Origin of the sequence: Aliiroseovarius sp. F20344, from assembly GCF_023016155.1 — a bacterium.
Taxonomy (GTDB): Bacteria; Pseudomonadota; Alphaproteobacteria; order Rhodobacterales; family Rhodobacteraceae; genus Aliiroseovarius.
In genome coordinates, this window is the sequence record NZ_JALKBG010000008.1 from 1,031,169 (window position 1) to 1,046,577 (window position 15,409).

The 15,409-nt window shown below is 56.7% G+C and carries 11 protein-coding genes; 7 read left to right on the plus strand and 4 right to left on the minus strand.

The window, feature by feature from the left end; all coding sequences use genetic code 11:
• Positions 1–25 precede the first annotated feature (25 nt).
• Positions 26–1,198, plus strand: a complete 1,173-nt coding sequence (locus tag MWU55_RS14030; RefSeq protein ID WP_246937059.1) for an FAD-dependent monooxygenase — start codon at positions 26–28, stop codon at positions 1,196–1,198.
• Here MWU55_RS14030 and MWU55_RS14035 read toward each other — a convergent pair.
• Together MWU55_RS14035 and MWU55_RS14040 are read right to left on the minus strand one after the other, a co-directional pair.
• Entirely contained in the window at positions 1,195–2,013 is an 819-nt protein-coding gene (locus MWU55_RS14035; protein ID WP_246937061.1) for an isocitrate lyase/phosphoenolpyruvate mutase family protein, read from the minus strand. The two genes, MWU55_RS14030 and MWU55_RS14035, sit on opposite strands and share 4 nt — an antisense overlap.
• Positions 2,010–3,197 carry an aminotransferase class I/II-fold pyridoxal phosphate-dependent enzyme gene (locus tag MWU55_RS14040; RefSeq protein WP_246937063.1) on the minus strand — a complete coding sequence of 396 codons (1,188 nt, stop codon included), beginning with the start codon at positions 3,195–3,197 and terminating at the stop codon, positions 2,010–2,012. Before MWU55_RS14040 ends, MWU55_RS14035 begins: the two co-directional genes overlap by 4 nt.
• A gap of 208 nt (positions 3,198–3,405) precedes the next feature.
• On the opposite strand from MWU55_RS14040, the gene guaB reads away from it, so the two are divergent.
• The 6 genes from guaB (at position 3,406) to MWU55_RS14070 (ending at position 13,080) form a co-directional block, all read left to right on the plus strand.
• On the plus strand, positions 3,406–4,854 hold the full coding sequence (gene guaB / locus MWU55_RS14045; protein WP_246937065.1) for an IMP dehydrogenase: 1,449 nt from the start codon (positions 3,406–3,408) through the stop codon (positions 4,852–4,854).
• Positions 4,855–4,878: 24 nt separating this feature from the next.
• The gene (locus MWU55_RS14050) at positions 4,879–6,039 is read left to right on the plus strand and encodes an RsmB/NOP family class I SAM-dependent RNA methyltransferase (protein WP_246937067.1); all 1,161 of its coding nucleotides are present in this window, start codon (positions 4,879–4,881) and stop codon (positions 6,037–6,039) included.
• Positions 6,040–6,231: 192 nt separating this feature from the next.
• Positions 6,232–8,589 carry an ATP-binding protein gene (locus MWU55_RS14055; protein ID WP_246937926.1) on the plus strand — a complete coding sequence of 786 codons (2,358 nt, stop codon included), beginning with the start codon at positions 6,232–6,234 and terminating at the stop codon, positions 8,587–8,589.
• A gap of 267 nt (positions 8,590–8,856) precedes the next feature.
• Positions 8,857–9,933 (plus strand): recombinase RecA, encoded by a 1,077-nt coding sequence (recA, locus tag MWU55_RS14060; RefSeq protein WP_281501866.1) that lies wholly within the window; start codon positions 8,857–8,859, stop codon positions 9,931–9,933.
• A gap of 139 nt (positions 9,934–10,072) precedes the next feature.
• On the plus strand, positions 10,073–12,718 hold the full coding sequence (gene alaS / locus MWU55_RS14065; protein ID WP_246937069.1) for an alanine--tRNA ligase: 2,646 nt from the start codon (positions 10,073–10,075) through the stop codon (positions 12,716–12,718).
• 74 nt (positions 12,719–12,792) lie between these two features.
• Positions 12,793–13,080 (plus strand): DUF1330 domain-containing protein, encoded by a 288-nt coding sequence (locus MWU55_RS14070; RefSeq protein ID WP_246937071.1) that lies wholly within the window; start codon positions 12,793–12,795, stop codon positions 13,078–13,080.
• Positions 13,081–13,153: 73 nt separating this feature from the next.
• Here the strand turns inward: MWU55_RS14070 and typA are convergent, their stop codons facing one another.
• Together typA and MWU55_RS14080 are read right to left on the minus strand one after the other, a co-directional pair.
• Complete coding sequence (typA, locus tag MWU55_RS14075) at positions 13,154–14,974, minus strand: translational GTPase TypA (protein ID WP_246937074.1); 1,821 nt, start codon at positions 14,972–14,974, stop codon at positions 13,154–13,156.
• 102 nt (positions 14,975–15,076) lie between these two features.
• Positions 15,077–15,406 (minus strand): SMR family transporter, encoded by a 330-nt coding sequence (locus tag MWU55_RS14080; protein ID WP_246937076.1) that lies wholly within the window; start codon positions 15,404–15,406, stop codon positions 15,077–15,079.
• Positions 15,407–15,409 lie beyond the last annotated feature (3 nt).

Sequence of the window (15,409 nt, forward strand, 5' to 3'; positions counted from 1 at the left end):
ACCTGAACAGGGACAGAGGGAAAGCATGATCACAGATCAGCCGATCACCATTCTGGGCGCTGGAATAGGCGGGTTGGCTGCGGCTGCGGCCTTGGCCCAGTGCGGTGCAACGGTCACGGTCCTTGAGCAAGCCCCCGAAATCACCGAGGTCGGAGCCGGTCTGCAGGTCAGTCCCAATGGTGTCAGGGTGCTGGATGCTCTGGGGCTGGGCGACAAAGCGCGCGCCGATGCCACGCAAAGCCGAGGTGTCTGGCTGCGGGACGGGGTGTCAGGCCACGGCGTGCTTGATCTGGACTTTCGCATGCTGAAATCAGACGACACCTTTTTGCTGTATCATCGCGCGGACCTTCAAAGATTGCTGTTTGATGCCGCGCTTCAGACAGGTGCAACCATCCGTTGCGGGCAGCGTATTGAGGCCGTTCAGCCCGGCCAGGATGGCACGACGGTTACTCTGCAGGGGAAAGCCCCTGAAAACATGGGTTTTGTCATTGGCGCAGACGGATTGCATTCGGTCATGCGGCCTGCGCTGAACGGGCCAGCCACGCCGAAATTCACGGGGCAGGTGGCATGGCGCGCTTTGGTGCCCGCGACCGGGCGCGAACAGGCAGAGGCCACGATCTTTATGGGCCCCGGGCGCCATATGGTGACCTATCCGCTGCGTGGCGGAAGTGTCGTCAATATCGTCGCTGTCGAAGAGCGAACTGACTGGGCTGATGAAGGCTGGTTTCACAAGGATGACCCCGCAAATCTGCTGTCAGCGTTTTCCGGCTTCTGTGACGATGCGCTTGCACTTTTGGAGCGGGTCGAGATCGCGCATCTTTGGGGGCTATTTCTGCATCCCGTGGCTGCCAATTGGCATCAAGGGCAGGCGGTTTTGCTCGGCGATGCGGCCCATCCTACGTTGCCTTTCATGGCGCAAGGGGCCGTGATGGCGCTTGAGGATGCATGGGTGCTGGCAGATTGCCTAGGTCGCCACGGGATTGAGCGCGGTCCAACGGCCTATCAGGCTTTACGAAAACCTCGCACTGAAAGGATTGTAGCCGAGGCACATAAAAACGCACGGAACTATCACTACAGCAATCCATTGTTGCGCAAAGCTGGCCATGCGTCCTTGCGCCTTGCCGGGCGGTTTGCACCGCAGCTGCTGATGCAGCGCTATGATTGGATCTATGACGAGGATGTCACGCGCCGCACCTAGTCCGACAAAAGTCCATCCACTGTGTCGCCAGAGATGCCATGCCCAAGCCGGTTGAAGTCGCCTTCATCAAACATGTCCTGCGCGGCGTCAAAAATCACCTTATGTGTGGCTCGTGCCAAGGCGGACCCCAGCGAAATCCTTGCAACACCTGCTTTTGCGAAATCCGCGCGGCTGTGCGCGGTGAACGGACCTGCGGCCAAGGCGTTCACGGGCAAGTCGGTTGACGCGCAGATCGCCGCTTGGTCCTGAAGTGTGCCGGGCAGGGGAATGTACAGACAATCTGCCCCAGATGCCTCGTAGCCTTTCAGGCGGGCCATGGCTTCGGCCAAGTCATACTGTCCGTTCATTACCCCATCTGCACGGGCGACCAGTACAAAATCTCCGGGCAGGGCGCGGGCTGCAGCGCTTGCTGCGCGGATCCGCTCGATCGCCAGATCGCGCTCATATGGGGTTGCGGCAGGCAGCGCCGTATCCTCGATCGAGATACCGGCAAGTCCGGCTTCATATGCCAGTCGTACGGTTTCCGCACAGGTCTCAGGCGTATCCCCAAAACCGTTTTCAAAGTCGCCCGAGACTGGGACGTTTACAGCCGCCACTAAATCCTGAGCATGGGCCAGCGCTTCATCGCGTGTCACATGCCCCATGTCTGGCCGACCCAGAGTAAACGCATGCGCTGCTGATGAGGTGGCAATGGCCTCGGCCCCTAAGGCGGCGAGCATCTTTGCGCTTCCGATGTCCCAAGCGTTGGCCAGAATGAAGGGGTTGCCTTTTTGGTGCAGGGCGCGGAATTGGGTGCCGCGATTTCGATCTGTCATGCGTGTTCTCCTTCAAGAGCCAACTCACCAGCAAAGCGGATCAGCCGCTCGACCGCTTCCTGGAATTTATCGTCTTCGATTGTCATTGCGATGCGGATATGCCCGGCTGCTGCACGGCCAAAGCTTTCACCGGGCATCACTGCGATGTGTTCTTCATCCAGAAGTCGAAGGGCAAATTCCTCGCCCGACAGTCCGGTCGCGCGAATGTCGACCATCAGATACATCGCGCCGCCAGACGGAATAAGTAATGCCGCTTCTTGCCCTCGGAAAAGCGTGGTGGCTGCATCGCGTCGGCGTCGAAAGGGTTCAGCAATCTTTGCTTCAAATCCAGCACCTTGTTTCAGTGCAAACAGTGCGGCGTCTTGGATGAAGCCAGCCACACCATAATTGGTGTTAATGGCAAGCGTTGCCAGATGAGCGATTGCAGCTTCCGGTCCGACAATCCATCCCAACCGACTGCCTGTCATGGCGTGGCTTTTGGACATAGACCCAACCACCAAGGTGCGCTCGGCCATACCGGGCAGGGCGCGCGGGCTTTGATGTGCGCCTGCCCAAACCTGACTGTCATATACCTCGTCCGAGATCAACCAGAGGTCCTCATGCTGGCATATCTCGGCAATGCCCTGAAGGCTGGCGTCGGAATAGATCACGCCTGTGGGGTTGTTCGGTGTGTTGATAAGAAGACTTTTAGCGGTTTTCGCCGCCTGACCTAAGGCCGCAAGGTCTGGCTGAAACCCTTCAGACGACCGCGCGGACACGGAAACAGCTTTCGCACCAACCGCCCGAACTGTGCCGGGATAGGTCGCGTAATGCGGATCGATGAACAGTGCGGTGTCACCTTCGTCGCAGGCGGCCATATGGGCGGCAAACAGCGCAGCCTGACCGCCCGGCGTGATCAGGACATTGCTACGGGTTGTCGGCACACCGCTTTTAGCTTCGACCCGCGCGGCCACGGCGTCGCGCAATGTAGGTGTGCCGGGAATGTCTGCATACCCTGTATGCCCGCCCAGCGCTGCCTTGTGCATTGCATCTAGAATGGACGGATCCGTACGGATATCATGTTCGCCAATGGTCAGCTCGGTCACATCAACGCCCGCGTGCTTCATGGCGCGCGCTTTATAGAACACGCCCCAGCCGTCATCCCCACCGTCCAGAATATTTTGAATGCGCGTTGAAAGCTGCATGGCGCGGTCCTTATGTGTTTGTTCTCAACTCAAAGGAGCCCCGGCGCCAACGCTTTGTCAAACCGGGAAACCGATCAGCAGGGCGACGAGCGAAGAAATCCGCGCATGAATCCGGGCTTCCTTGCAGAAAACGCATCTGCCCCCTTTCCAAATGCCCCAACCCATGAGATAGGGACGTGTCAAACGAACACTCCCGAGGAGACAGCCCATGGAGATTCGCGAGGCGCTCACTTTTGACGACGTCCTTCTGGTGCCGGCCGCAAGCAATGTGCTTCCGTCCACCGCTGACACAACCACGCGTGTGACGCGTTCTATTGCTCTGAACATCCCGTTGATGAGCTCTGCAATGGATACGGTTACAGAAGCGCGGATGGCGATTGCCATGGCGCAAGCAGGCGGCATGGGGGTCATTCACAAAAACCTCGATATGGAAGAGCAAGCCCGCCAAGTGCGCCGGGTGAAACGCTTTGAAAGCGGCATCGTCTATAACCCTATCACGCTGACGGCCGATCAGACGCTGGCGGATGCCAAAGAGCTGCAGGAACGCTACCGCGTGACCGGTTTCCCGGTGGTGGATGGCAAGGGCCATGTAGTTGGTATCGTGACCAACCGTGATATGCGCTTTGCGACCTCGGATGACACACCCGTCAGCGTCATGATGACCTCGGACAATCTGGCGATGTTGCAAGAACCGGCCGAGCTGGAAGAGGCGAAAAGCCTGATGAAAGCGCGCCGGATCGAAAAGCTTCTGGTCACCGACGGGAACGGAAAGCTGACCGGGCTTTTGACCTTGAAAGACACGGAACAGGCCGTTTTGAACCCGACCGCCTGCAAGGACGATCTGGGGCGTTTGCGCGTCGCTGCGGCCAGCTCGGTCGGAGACAGCGGCTTTGCGCGGTCGGAAGCGTTGATTGATGCGGGTGTTGATATTGTGATTATCGACACGGCGCACGGCCATTCGGCAGGTGTGATTGATGCGGTGAAACGCGTGAAAGCGCTGGACAGCGGTGTTCAGGTCATCGCCGGCAACGTGGCCACGGGCGAGGCGACGCGGGCATTGATTGACGCTGGTGCGGATGCGGTGAAAGTGGGCATCGGCCCCGGATCGATCTGTACCACACGTATGGTGGCGGGTGTGGGTGTTCCCCAGCTGACCGCCATTTCCGATTGTGCCGCAGCGGCGGGTGATGTTCCGGTGATTGCAGATGGCGGCATCAAGTTCTCAGGCGATTTCGCAAAAGCCATCGCGGCGGGCGCAAGCTGTGCCATGGTTGGCTCGATGATCGCAGGCACAGATGAAAGCCCGGGCGAGGTGATCCTCTATCAGGGTCGTTCGTTCAAAGCCTATCGCGGTATGGGCAGCTTGGGCGCTATGGCGCGTGGTTCGGCGGATCGCTATTTCCAAAAAGACGCAGCAAGCGACAAGCTCGTGCCCGAAGGGATTGAAGGGCAGGTGCCTTATAAAGGCCCCGCCGGCACGGTCATTCACCAATTGGTGGGCGGTCTGCGCGCCGCAATGGGCTATACCGGTTGTGCAACGGTTGAAGAGATGCGCAAGAACTGTAGCTTTGTGAAAATCACCGGCGCCGGTCTAAAGGAAAGCCATGTGCATGACGTGCAAATCACGCGCGAAAGCCCGAACTATCGGATTGGCTAAGAACGTGCGGATCGGGATCCACCCATGACGCCCGGCGCGCGCGTTTCTGCGGCTATTGAAGTGCTCGACAGCTATTTGTCGGGCACTCCGGTTGAACAAGCGCTTACAGGTTGGGCGCGCAATCATCGCTTTGCTGGGTCGAAAGATCGCGCGGCCATTCGCGATCATGTGTTTGATGCTGTACGGCGTTTGCTGTCGTCTCAGGCGCTTGGGGGTGGCACGGATGGCCGCGCCACAATGATCGGGCTTTTGCGCGGGCAGGGTCGGGATCCGTCCGAGCTTTTCACGGCAGAAGGCCACGCCCCCTCACAGCTGTCACAAGATGAGCTTGCGTCCACTGATGATATGGACCGCGCTCAGCGGCTGGATTGCCCAGACTGGTTGCTGCCCCTGTTTGACGAGAGCTTAGGTCAAAAGGCCGACAAGGTTTTGGACAGCCTGCGTCAACGCGCGCCTGTGTTCGTTCGGGTAAATCTGGCCCGCTCCAGCCGGGAAGATGCAGCAAATATGCTGGCCGAAGACGGAATAGTCTCGCGGCCAAGTGACCTCGCTTTGATGGCGCTGGATATTTTAGAAAATCCACGTAAAATCAAGGTGTCACGCGCCTTTCTTAATGGCTATGTGGAGATGCAGGATGCTGCGTCTCAGGCGGTTATTGAGGCTTTGGACATTCAACCCGGCATGCGGGTTTTAGATTACTGCGCGGGCGGTGGCGGCAAGGCCTTGGCCATGGCTGCCTTGGGGGCAGAAGTGACCGCCCATGACCTTTCTTGGGACCGTATGAAAGACATTCCAAGCCGTGCTGAACGTGCTGGAGTCTCGATCAAACGTGTGCGTGAGAGCGAACTCAACAAACTGCCCCCGTTTGATCTGGTGCTGGCTGATGCGCCCTGTTCTGGAAGCGGAGCTTGGCGCCGCGCACCGCATGGTAAATGGCTGCTGACCCCTGAGAAACTTGTGCAGATCCAATCTGCCCAGAAAGACATCCTTCGCAAGATCCCGGCCTACCTTACGCAAGAGGGTGTCTTGGCCTATGCCACCTGTTCGGTCTTGCAATGTGAGAATGGGGATCAAGTACAGGGTTTCTTGGGTGAGAGCCACGATTTCCATCTGATATCGGAACGCCAATTCACTCCTTTGGACGGTGGGGATGGGTTCTATCTTTCCCAACTAAAACGCGGATAGCGCTTGAATATAACAACTTAAGGTTGCTAACATTTCTTTGTTAATCAGAGCTTAACTCTCTTCTTCCAGAAAAGAGCTCGTTACAAAGAAAGAAACGCTGTGCAGACATCTGCCTTCACCTCGCACCCCTTTACGCTCGCGGCAAATCGTCTGGCCCCAAAAACGTTTGCGCTTCTTCTGATTGGGGCCGTAATGCTCGGGGCTTCATGGTTCGTTGTGATGCCGATAATCGGGCTTGGTCTGATCGTCACTGGGCTTACATTTGTTTGTCTGGCGGTGATTGTACGGCTGGTCTTTGTGCTTCAGCGACTGCAACGCGACCGGGTGATGCGTGTTATCACGAATGTCGTTGAAAATGACTCGGTCTCGGTGTGCCTGACAGACCCCGACGGGGCCGTGATCTATCAAAATGACGCGGCGCGCCAGCTTATGGGGCGCCCAAATGGAGATGTCCTGTCGGTACAGTTGGCGGATCATTTTGCGGCACCCGCATCGGTCCTTTACCGCCTTCAGACCCGCGCTCAAGCCAAAGGCTCAGCCAGCGAGGATGTGAGCTCGTCTCAAGGGCTCATGCGCATATCAGCGCATCTTGTGGAAGATCGCGGGTATCTGTGGCGGTTTGAGAAGCTAACAGATCGCGGGGTACAAGGCCGCGCGGGCGAACACATCAATCTGCCGATGTTGAAAGTGTCAAAAACCGGTACTGTTCTTTATATGAACGACGCCGCGCGAAACCTTCTGGGCGGGCGTGAAACGACAATTGACCGAATTTTTACAGAGCTTCCGATTCAGCCAGGCACAATCATGCAGGTTTCGGGTCGGGAAGGGGCAGTTCCGGCATTGATCTGCGAGGTTCCGGTTGCAGCCGGACGACGCGAGATCTATTTGCTGCCGCCAAACGCGGCCCCAGAGCTTTCATCAGAAGAATGGGCCTTTATCGACGGCCTTCCTGTTCCCTTACTGAAGCTTGATGTCGGGGGGCGTATCACCATGGCCAACCGTCGCGCGCGTGATTTGCTGGGGGATGACAAGGCAATCGGGTCGCTCATGGCTGATCAGGTCGAGGGGCTGGGACGTTCCGTTTCGGAATGGCTGCGCGAAGCACATGCTGGGCGGCACCTAGGTCGGTCCGAAATTGTGCGTGCCACAAGGTCGGATGAGGATGTTTTCATCCAGATTTCACTGGCGCAAATCACGGAAGAAAATGGCACGGCGCTGGTGGCAGTGCTTCAAGACGCGACCGAACTGAAATCATTGGAAGCACAGTTTGTCCAAAGCCAGAAGATGGAAGCGATTGGGCAGCTCGCCGGTGGCGTTGCGCATGATTTCAACAACTTGCTGACTGCAATCTCCGGGCATTGCGATCTTCTGATGATGGGACGGGATGAAAAAGATCCAGCCTACTCAGATCTTTCACAGATCATTCAAAACTCCAATCGGGCGGCGGCTTTGGTGCGGCAATTGCTGGCGTTTTCACGCAAACAGACATTGCGGCCCGAGAAGCTTTTGCTCACGGAGTCTCTATCCGATCTGACACATCTTTTGAACCGGCTGGTGGGAGAGAAGATCAATCTTCAGCTCGACCACGACGCGGCGCTTTTGCCAATTCGCGCGGATCGTCGCCAGCTGGATCAGGTGATCATGAACCTTGTGGTGAACGCTCGCGATGCGATGGACCAGGGCGGGACCATTCGTGTCGAGACGCGAAATGTTATCCTGGAAAGCGCACTTCAACGCGATCGCGCCAGTGTACCTGCTGGTGACTATGTGACCATCCGGGTGATTGATCAGGGCACAGGTATTCCTGCGGACAAACTCTCTAAAATATTCGAACCATTTTTCACCACCAAGAAAGCGGGCAAGGGCACGGGGCTGGGCTTATCCATGGCCTATGGGATCGTGAAACAGATGGGCGGATACATCTTTGTGGATACGTTGCCCGATCGAGGAACGACTTTCACGCTCTACTTCCCTGTCAGCCGTGACGATGATGCCATGGAAGTGTTTGAAGGGGGGAATCCGGCAGAGACTTTAGCACCTGAGCTGTATAAGGGTCGCGATATTGAGTTACCTCTAAACGCAGAAGGACAACCAAAGCTATCGACCGGACAGTCAATAGACGAAGCACCAATCGGCGCGACATCCCAGATGGTGCCTACGGTGGTTTCCGGCGCGGAAAATACTTCCGGCGGTGTGGTTCTTTTGGTCGAAGATGAAGCGCCGGTCAGAGCCTTCGCATCGCGCGCCCTTAAGATGCGAGGCTTTACGGTTCTGGAAGCTGATTGTGCTGAAGAAGCCCTGCAAACGCTTGAAGACACAGCCCTGAAGGTGGACGTGTTCGTTACGGATGTAATTATGCCCGGAATGGATGGCCCAACATGGGTGGCGAAGGCTCTGGACGTTCGCCCCGACGTGAAAGTCGTGTTTATGTCGGGCTATGCAGAGGATTCGGTGTCCGACCACCAAGCCCGTATTCCAAACTCGGTTTTTTTACCCAAACCGTTCTCGTTGACCGATCTGACTGCGACAGTCAGTGAGCAAATGTTCTGATCATTCCATTCTTGGATAAGGATAACTTCAATGGTTCAGAGTTTCTTTAGTTATTGAAATAAAAGGTATTATAGAAGGTTTGAAAGCTTCAAAAAATCCTATCATCTTACGTTAAGAACTTGGTTACCAATACGCACTACATTCAAGTTTAGTGAAAACTTTACTTGAAATGTTCTCATTATGTACTCATACAGTGGTGAAGAACAAGGCAAGAACAACCCTTTGATTGCCGCATGCAGGCGGGTATGGAATAAGTGAGGGCAAGACATGGCAACAGCGGATATTTTCGAGATGAAAAAAGACAGCGACAAGCAAAAGGCGCTTGATAGCGCTCTGGCCCAGATCGAGCGACAGTTCGGCAAGGGCTCGATCATGAAACTTGGCGCGGATAATCCAGTGTCCGAAATTGAATCGACGTCCACCGGGTCCTTGGGGCTGGACATCGCGCTTGGTATTGGCGGTCTGCCCAAAGGCCGGATTGTTGAAATCTACGGTCCTGAAAGCTCGGGTAAGACGACATTGACGCTGCATTGTGTAGCGGAAGAACAGAAGAAAGGCGGCGTTTGTGCATTTGTTGACGCCGAACACGCGCTGGACCCGCTCTATGCGAGGAAGCTGGGTGTGGATCTGGATGAGCTTCTGATTTCGCAGCCCGACACGGGTGAACAGGCGTTGGAAATTGTGGATACGCTGGTGCGTTCGGGCGCAGTGAACATGGTCGTGGTCGACTCGGTTGCGGCTTTGACGCCGAAATCTGAACTCGAGGGCGACATGGGCGACAGCAATGTCGGCGTGCAGGCTCGTTTGATGAGCCAAGCGATGCGTAAGCTGACCTCGTCGATCGCACGTTCAAACTGCATGGTGATCTTCATCAACCAAATCCGGATGAAAATCGGTGTGATGTTTGGCAGCCCGGAAACCACCACCGGCGGCAACGCGCTGAAATTCTACAGCTCGGTTCGACTGGATATCCGCCGTATTGGCGCGATTAAAGATCGCGATGAAGTGGTTGGCAACGCAACCCGCGTGAAGGTTGTGAAGAACAAGGTAGCGCCGCCCTTCAAACAGGTTGAGTTTGACATCATGTATGGTGAAGGCATCTCGAAAATGGGTGAGCTTCTGGACCTTGGGGTCAAAGCTGGCGTGGTTGAGAAATCGGGCGCTTGGTTCAGCTATGGTGACGAGCGGATCGGGCAGGGGCGTGAAAATGCCAAGACCTACCTGAAGGAACACAACCGCACAGCGCTTGAGATTGAGGACAAGATCCGCGCTGCACATGGGCTGGATTTCGATATGCCCGAGGGCGAAAAGAACGAAGATGATGACGGGTTGCTTGAGGCCTGATCACAGCGGATAATTTGATCAAAGGATCGGCTTCGGCCGGTCCTTTTTTCATTGTGTACACGCGACATGGCCTGTGCTGTGGACAGCACGCGCGCGCAGGGGTAAACGAAAGCAACAGCGCATAAAAGACGAGATAAGAATGGCCAGCCTCAACGATATCCGTTCAACCTTCCTGAACTACTTCGAACGCGAAGGACACACGATCGTGGACAGCTCTCCGCTTGTGCCGCGCAACGACCCTACGCTGATGTTCGTGAACTCGGGCATGGTGCAATTCAAAAACCTCTTCACCGGAGTGGAAAAGCGCGATTATGTCCGGGCGACAAGCGCGCAGAAATGTGTGCGAGCCGGTGGTAAGCACAACGATCTGGACAACGTAGGTTACACAGCGCGTCACCACACATTTTTTGAGATGTTGGGGAATTTCAGCTTTGGCGACTACTTCAAATCTGAAGCCATTCCTTTTGCGTGGAACCTGATCACCAAGGAGTTCGGGATCCCGAAAGAGAAGCTTTATGTCACCGTTTATCACACGGATGACGAAGCTTATGACATCTGGAAAAAACTGGGCGTGCCGGAAGAGCGGATCATCCGCATCGCCACCTCTGACAATTTCTGGCAGATGGGGCCGACTGGCCCTTGCGGTCCGTGCACCGAGATTTTCTATGACCACGGCGAACACATCTGGGGTGGGCCTCCCGGTTCGCCCGAGGAAGATGGCGATCGTTTTATCGAGATCTGGAACATCGTGTTCATGCAAAACGAGCAGTTCGAGGACGGCTCGATGGTCGATCTGGACATGCAGTCGATCGACACAGGCATGGGACTGGAACGCATCGGCGCGCTGCTACAGGGCAGCCATGACAACTATGATACCGACCTGTTCAAGGCGCTGATCGAGGCTTCGGCACATGCGACCGGCGTAGACCCCTTTGGGGACAAGAATGTGCATCACCGCGTGATTGCGGACCACTTGCGCTCGACATCCTTCCTGATTGCGGACGGAGTGATGCCGTCCAACGAAGGTCGCGGATATGTGTTGCGCCGGATCATGCGCCGCGCGATGCGTCACGCGCATCTACTGGGCGCCAAAGACCCTGTTATGCACCGCTTGGTGCCGGAGCTGGTAGCTCAGATGGGGCAGGCTTACCCTGAGTTGGGACGCGGTCAGGCGATGATCGAAGAAACGCTGTTGAACGAAGAAACGCGCTTCAAAAAGACGCTGGATCGCGGCTTGAAGCTTCTGGATGACGAGGTGTCCAACCTTAAGGAAGGTGCTGATCTTCCGGGTGAAACCGCATTTAAACTGTACGATACTTACGGTTTCCCGCTGGATCTGACGCAGGATGCATTGCGCGAAAAGGGTCACGGGGTTGATCAGCCTGGCTTTGATGCAGCGATGGAAGAGCAGAAAGCACGCGCGCGCGCGGCTTGGTCCGGTTCGGGCGAAGCGGCGGATGCGACCATCTGGTTTGATGTGGCCGAGGAACATGGTGTGACCGAGTTCCTAGGCTATGACACTGAACATGCCGAAGGGCAGGTTTTGGCGCTGGTGCAGGATGGCAAGCCCGTCGACACTGCGAAGGCTGGCGACGAGGTTATGATCGTCGTGAACCAAACGCCGTTTTATGCTGAAAGCGGTGGCCAGGTGGGTGACACCGGCTTGATCCGCACCGAAAGCGGGTCAGCCCATGTGACCGACACCAAAAAGGTGGCCGATGTGTTCATCCACGTAGCGAAAGTCGATGAGGGAGAGGTCGCACGCGGGCAGGGCGCAGAGCTGGCCGTGGATCACCTGCGTCGCACCGCTATTCGCGCCAACCACTCGGCAACGCACCTGTTGCACGAGGCGCTTCGCAATGAGTTGGGTGAACATGTCGCGCAGCGCGGCTCTCTGAATGCACCCGATCGTTTGCGCTTTGATTTCAGCCACAACAAGGCGGTTAGCGCGCAAGAGCTTGGCAACATAGCCCGCGAGGTGAACACTTATATCCGTCAAAACACACCCGTTGAAACCCGGATCATGACGCCGGACGATGCGCGCGACATCGGTGCGCAGGCGCTGTTTGGTGAGAAGTATGGCGACGAGGTCCGTGTGGTCTCGATGGGTCATGCGGCAACTGGCAAGGGTTCGAGCGGCGAGACCTATTCGATCGAACTCTGTGGCGGCACTCATGTGAAGCAGACCGGCGATATCGGTATCTGTGTAATCTTGTCAGAAGGTGCAACCGCTGCTGGGATTCGTCGGATCGAAGCACTGACCGGTAAGGCGGCTGTGGCCCATATCGATGCCGAAGCGACACGCGGGTCCGAACTTCAGGGCATGTTGAAAGCCAAACCGGAAGAGGTCGTGGACCGCGTGAAGGGCCTGATGGATGAACGCAAAGCGCTCCAGAACGAGATCTCGGCCCTAAAGCGCGAATTAGCGAAAGCCGCCGGGGCTGGCGCAGAAGCCAAGGATATCAACGGAGTGAAATTCCTGGCTATGTCGATATCCGGCGTCGGCGGGAAAGACCTGCAAGCGCTCGTGAATGAACAGAAAGACTCGCTGGGATCCGGAGCAGTTCTGATCATCTCGGACAATGAGGGCAAAGTTGCCGTGGCCGCTGGCGTGACCTCGGACCTGACCGACAAACTGTCGGCCGTGGATCTGGTAAAGGCTGCAGTGCCCGAACTGGGCGGCAAGGGCGGCGGTGGCCGTCCCGAGCTGGCACAGGGCGGCGGTGCAGATGCGTCCAAAGCGGATGATGCGATTAAAGCTGCCGAGGCTGCCATCGCAGGCTAAACCGCCCTTTCCAATCACAAAAAGGCCGCGTATCGTTTCCCTGATACGCGGCCTTTTTATTCGGAGAACTGCCCATGCCCGCCCTTTGGATTGCTCACGTCACTGTCACGGATGAAGAGGCTTACGCGAAATACGCCAAGCTTGCCGGACCTGCGATTGCCAAACATGGTGGCTATTTCATTGCTCGCGCTGGTCGCTATGTGCAGCTTGAAGGCAAGGATCGCCCGCGCAATGTTGTGGCGAAGTTCGAAAGTGTGGAAGCGGCTGAGGCTTGTTATCATTCACCTGAATACCAAGAAGCACTCAGTCATGCGCGCGACGCGTCAGAGCGAGAATTGCTGATCGTCGAAACGGATGAATAATCCCGTCTAAGGCACAGAAATTAATAGAAAAGGGGCCTTTCGGCCCCTTCATTATTCTCAATTTGGAAACGCTTTACTGAGCGGCGCGGGCTTGGCGCTTGCGCTCGTGCGGATCCAGATAGCGTTTGCGCAGGCGCACATTTTCTGGCGTCACTTCGACCAGTTCATCATCGTTGATATAGGCGATGGCCTCTTCCAGAGACAGGGTGACGGGTGTGGTCAGGCGGACCGCTTCGTCGGTGCCCGAGGCACGCACGTTGGTCAGCTTCTTGCCTTTCAGCGGGTTCACTTCTAGGTCGTTCTCACGCGAATGCTCGCCAATGATCATGCCTTGATAGACATCGACTTGTGCGCCGATGAACATCTTGCCGCGATCTTCAAGGTTCCACAGAGCAAAGGCCACCGATTGTCCGTTCTCCATCGAGATCAGTACACCCGCGCGGCGGCCAGGAATTGCGCCTTTATGCTCGGTCCAGCCATGGAACACGCGGTTCAATACGCCGGTGCCGCGGGTGTCGGTCAGGAATTCGCCGTGATAGCCGATCAGGCCACGCGAAGGCACATGCGCGATGATACGCGTTTTGCCAGCGCCAGCGGGTTTCATTTCGACCAGTTCGCCTTTGCGAGCGCCGGTTAGTTTTTCGATCACGGCGCCGGAATACTCGTCATCCACATCAATTGTGGCTTCTTCGACGGGCTCCATACGGACACCGTTTTCTTCTTTCATGATCACCTGCGGGCGCGAGATCGACAGCTCGAAGCCTTCGCGACGCATGTTTTCGATTAGAACACCCATCTGAAGTTCACCGCGGCCCGAAACTTCGAAGGCTTCTCCGCCGGGGGTATCAGCGATCTTGATGGCGACGTTCGATTCCGCCTCTTTCATCAGGCGGTCACGGATGACGCGCGACTGAACTTTCTTACCGTCGCGACCTGCCAAGGGGCTGTCATTGATCCCGAAGGTCACGGTGATGGTGGGCGGGTCAATCGGCTGGGCGTCCAGCGGAGTATCAACCGCAAGCGCACAGATCGTGTCGGCCACAGTGGCTTTTGCCATGCCTGCGATCGAAACGATATCGCCTGCTTGTGCCTCTTCGATGTCTGCCTCTTCCAACCCGCGGAACGCGCGGATTTTGGTGACACGGAACTGTTCGATTTTTTGGCCAATGCGGCTCAGGGCTTGCACCGTTGCGCCGACTTTCAGCGTCCCGCTTTCCACGCGACCTGTCAGGATACGACCCACAAACGGGTCCGATCCCAACGTGGTGGCCAACATACGGAAATCTTCGCCCTGATGGGCGATCTGCTTGGGGGCAGGGACGTGGTTGACGATGAGGTCAAACAGAGCATGGAGGTCTTTGCGCGGTCCATCCAGCTCGTGATCGGCCCAGCCCGAGCGGCCCGAGGCATACATATGCGGGAAGTCCAGCTGATCTTCGGTGGCCTCAAGGCTGGCGAAGAGGTCAAAACATTCGTCCAGCGCGCGGTCGGGTTCCGCGTCGGGTTTGTCCACTTTGTTCAGAACAACGATGGGGCGCAGACCCAGCGCCAGCGCTTTCGAGGTCACGAACTTCGTCTGAGGCATCGGGCCTTCAGCGGCGTCTACCAGCAGGACAACTCCGTCCACCATCGACAGGATGCGCTCAACCTCGCCGCCGAAATCGGCGTGGCCGGGGGTGTCGACGATGTTGATCCGAGTGTTCTTCCATTCCACCGAGGTCGGCTTGGCGAAAATCGTGATGCCACGCTCGCGCTCAATCGCGTCATTGTCCATGGCGCGTTCGGCCACAGCTTGGTTTTCCCGGAAGGCTCCGGACTGTTTCAGAAGTTCGTCAACAAGGGTCGTTTTGCCGTGGTCAACGTGGGCGATGATCGCAATATTGCGCAGGTCCATAAGGGCCACCTTCGAATGAAAAGGGATAAGTTAGGGCGCGCATAGCCCGGTTGCGGCGTGATTGCCAGTAGAAATGCGCGCAGGCGCGGGTATTTCGCCTGTTCAGTGCTGAGCGGATTGCGAAAACAGGTGGATGACGAGGATCCCGCCGAGGATCATGGACAGCCCGAGTAGCGCGGGTGCATCCAGCTTTTGACCAAAAAGGGCATATCCAATGGCGGCGATTAGGACGATGCCCAAACCGGACCAGATGGCGTAAGCGACTCCAACGGCCATATATTTCAAGGCCCAGCCCAGCAAAATGAAACTGATCGCATAGGCGACGACAACCGTAAGTGACGGCCAGAGGCGTGTGAACTGGTGGCTTGCTTGAAGCGCAGTGGTGCCAATGGTTTCCGCAATGACAGCAAGGATCAAAATGAGGTACGGCATGGT

Excerpts from the sequence above, each read along its gene's own strand:
- MWU55_RS14030 (WP_246937059.1), top strand. The coding sequence starts at position 26 with ATGATCACAGATCAGCCGATCACCATTCTGGGCGCTGGAATAGGCGGG.
- MWU55_RS14035 (WP_246937061.1), bottom strand. The coding sequence starts at position 2,013 with ATGACAGATCGAAATCGCGGCACCCAATTCCGCGCCCTGCACCAAAAA.
- MWU55_RS14040 (WP_246937063.1), bottom strand. The coding sequence starts at position 3,197 with ATGCAGCTTTCAACGCGCATTCAAAATATTCTGGACGGTGGGGATGAC.
- guaB (WP_246937065.1), top strand. The coding sequence starts at position 3,406 with ATGGAGATTCGCGAGGCGCTCACTTTTGACGACGTCCTTCTGGTGCCG.
- MWU55_RS14050 (WP_246937067.1), top strand. The coding sequence starts at position 4,879 with ATGACGCCCGGCGCGCGCGTTTCTGCGGCTATTGAAGTGCTCGACAGC.
- MWU55_RS14055 (WP_246937926.1), top strand. The coding sequence starts at position 6,232 with ATGCTCGGGGCTTCATGGTTCGTTGTGATGCCGATAATCGGGCTTGGT.
- recA (WP_281501866.1), top strand. The coding sequence starts at position 8,857 with ATGGCAACAGCGGATATTTTCGAGATGAAAAAAGACAGCGACAAGCAA.
- alaS (WP_246937069.1), top strand. The coding sequence starts at position 10,073 with ATGGCCAGCCTCAACGATATCCGTTCAACCTTCCTGAACTACTTCGAA.
- MWU55_RS14070 (WP_246937071.1), top strand. The coding sequence starts at position 12,793 with ATGCCCGCCCTTTGGATTGCTCACGTCACTGTCACGGATGAAGAGGCT.
- typA (WP_246937074.1), bottom strand. The coding sequence starts at position 14,974 with ATGGACCTGCGCAATATTGCGATCATCGCCCACGTTGACCACGGCAAA.
- MWU55_RS14080 (WP_246937076.1), bottom strand. The coding sequence starts at position 15,406 with ATGCCGTACCTCATTTTGATCCTTGCTGTCATTGCGGAAACCATTGGC.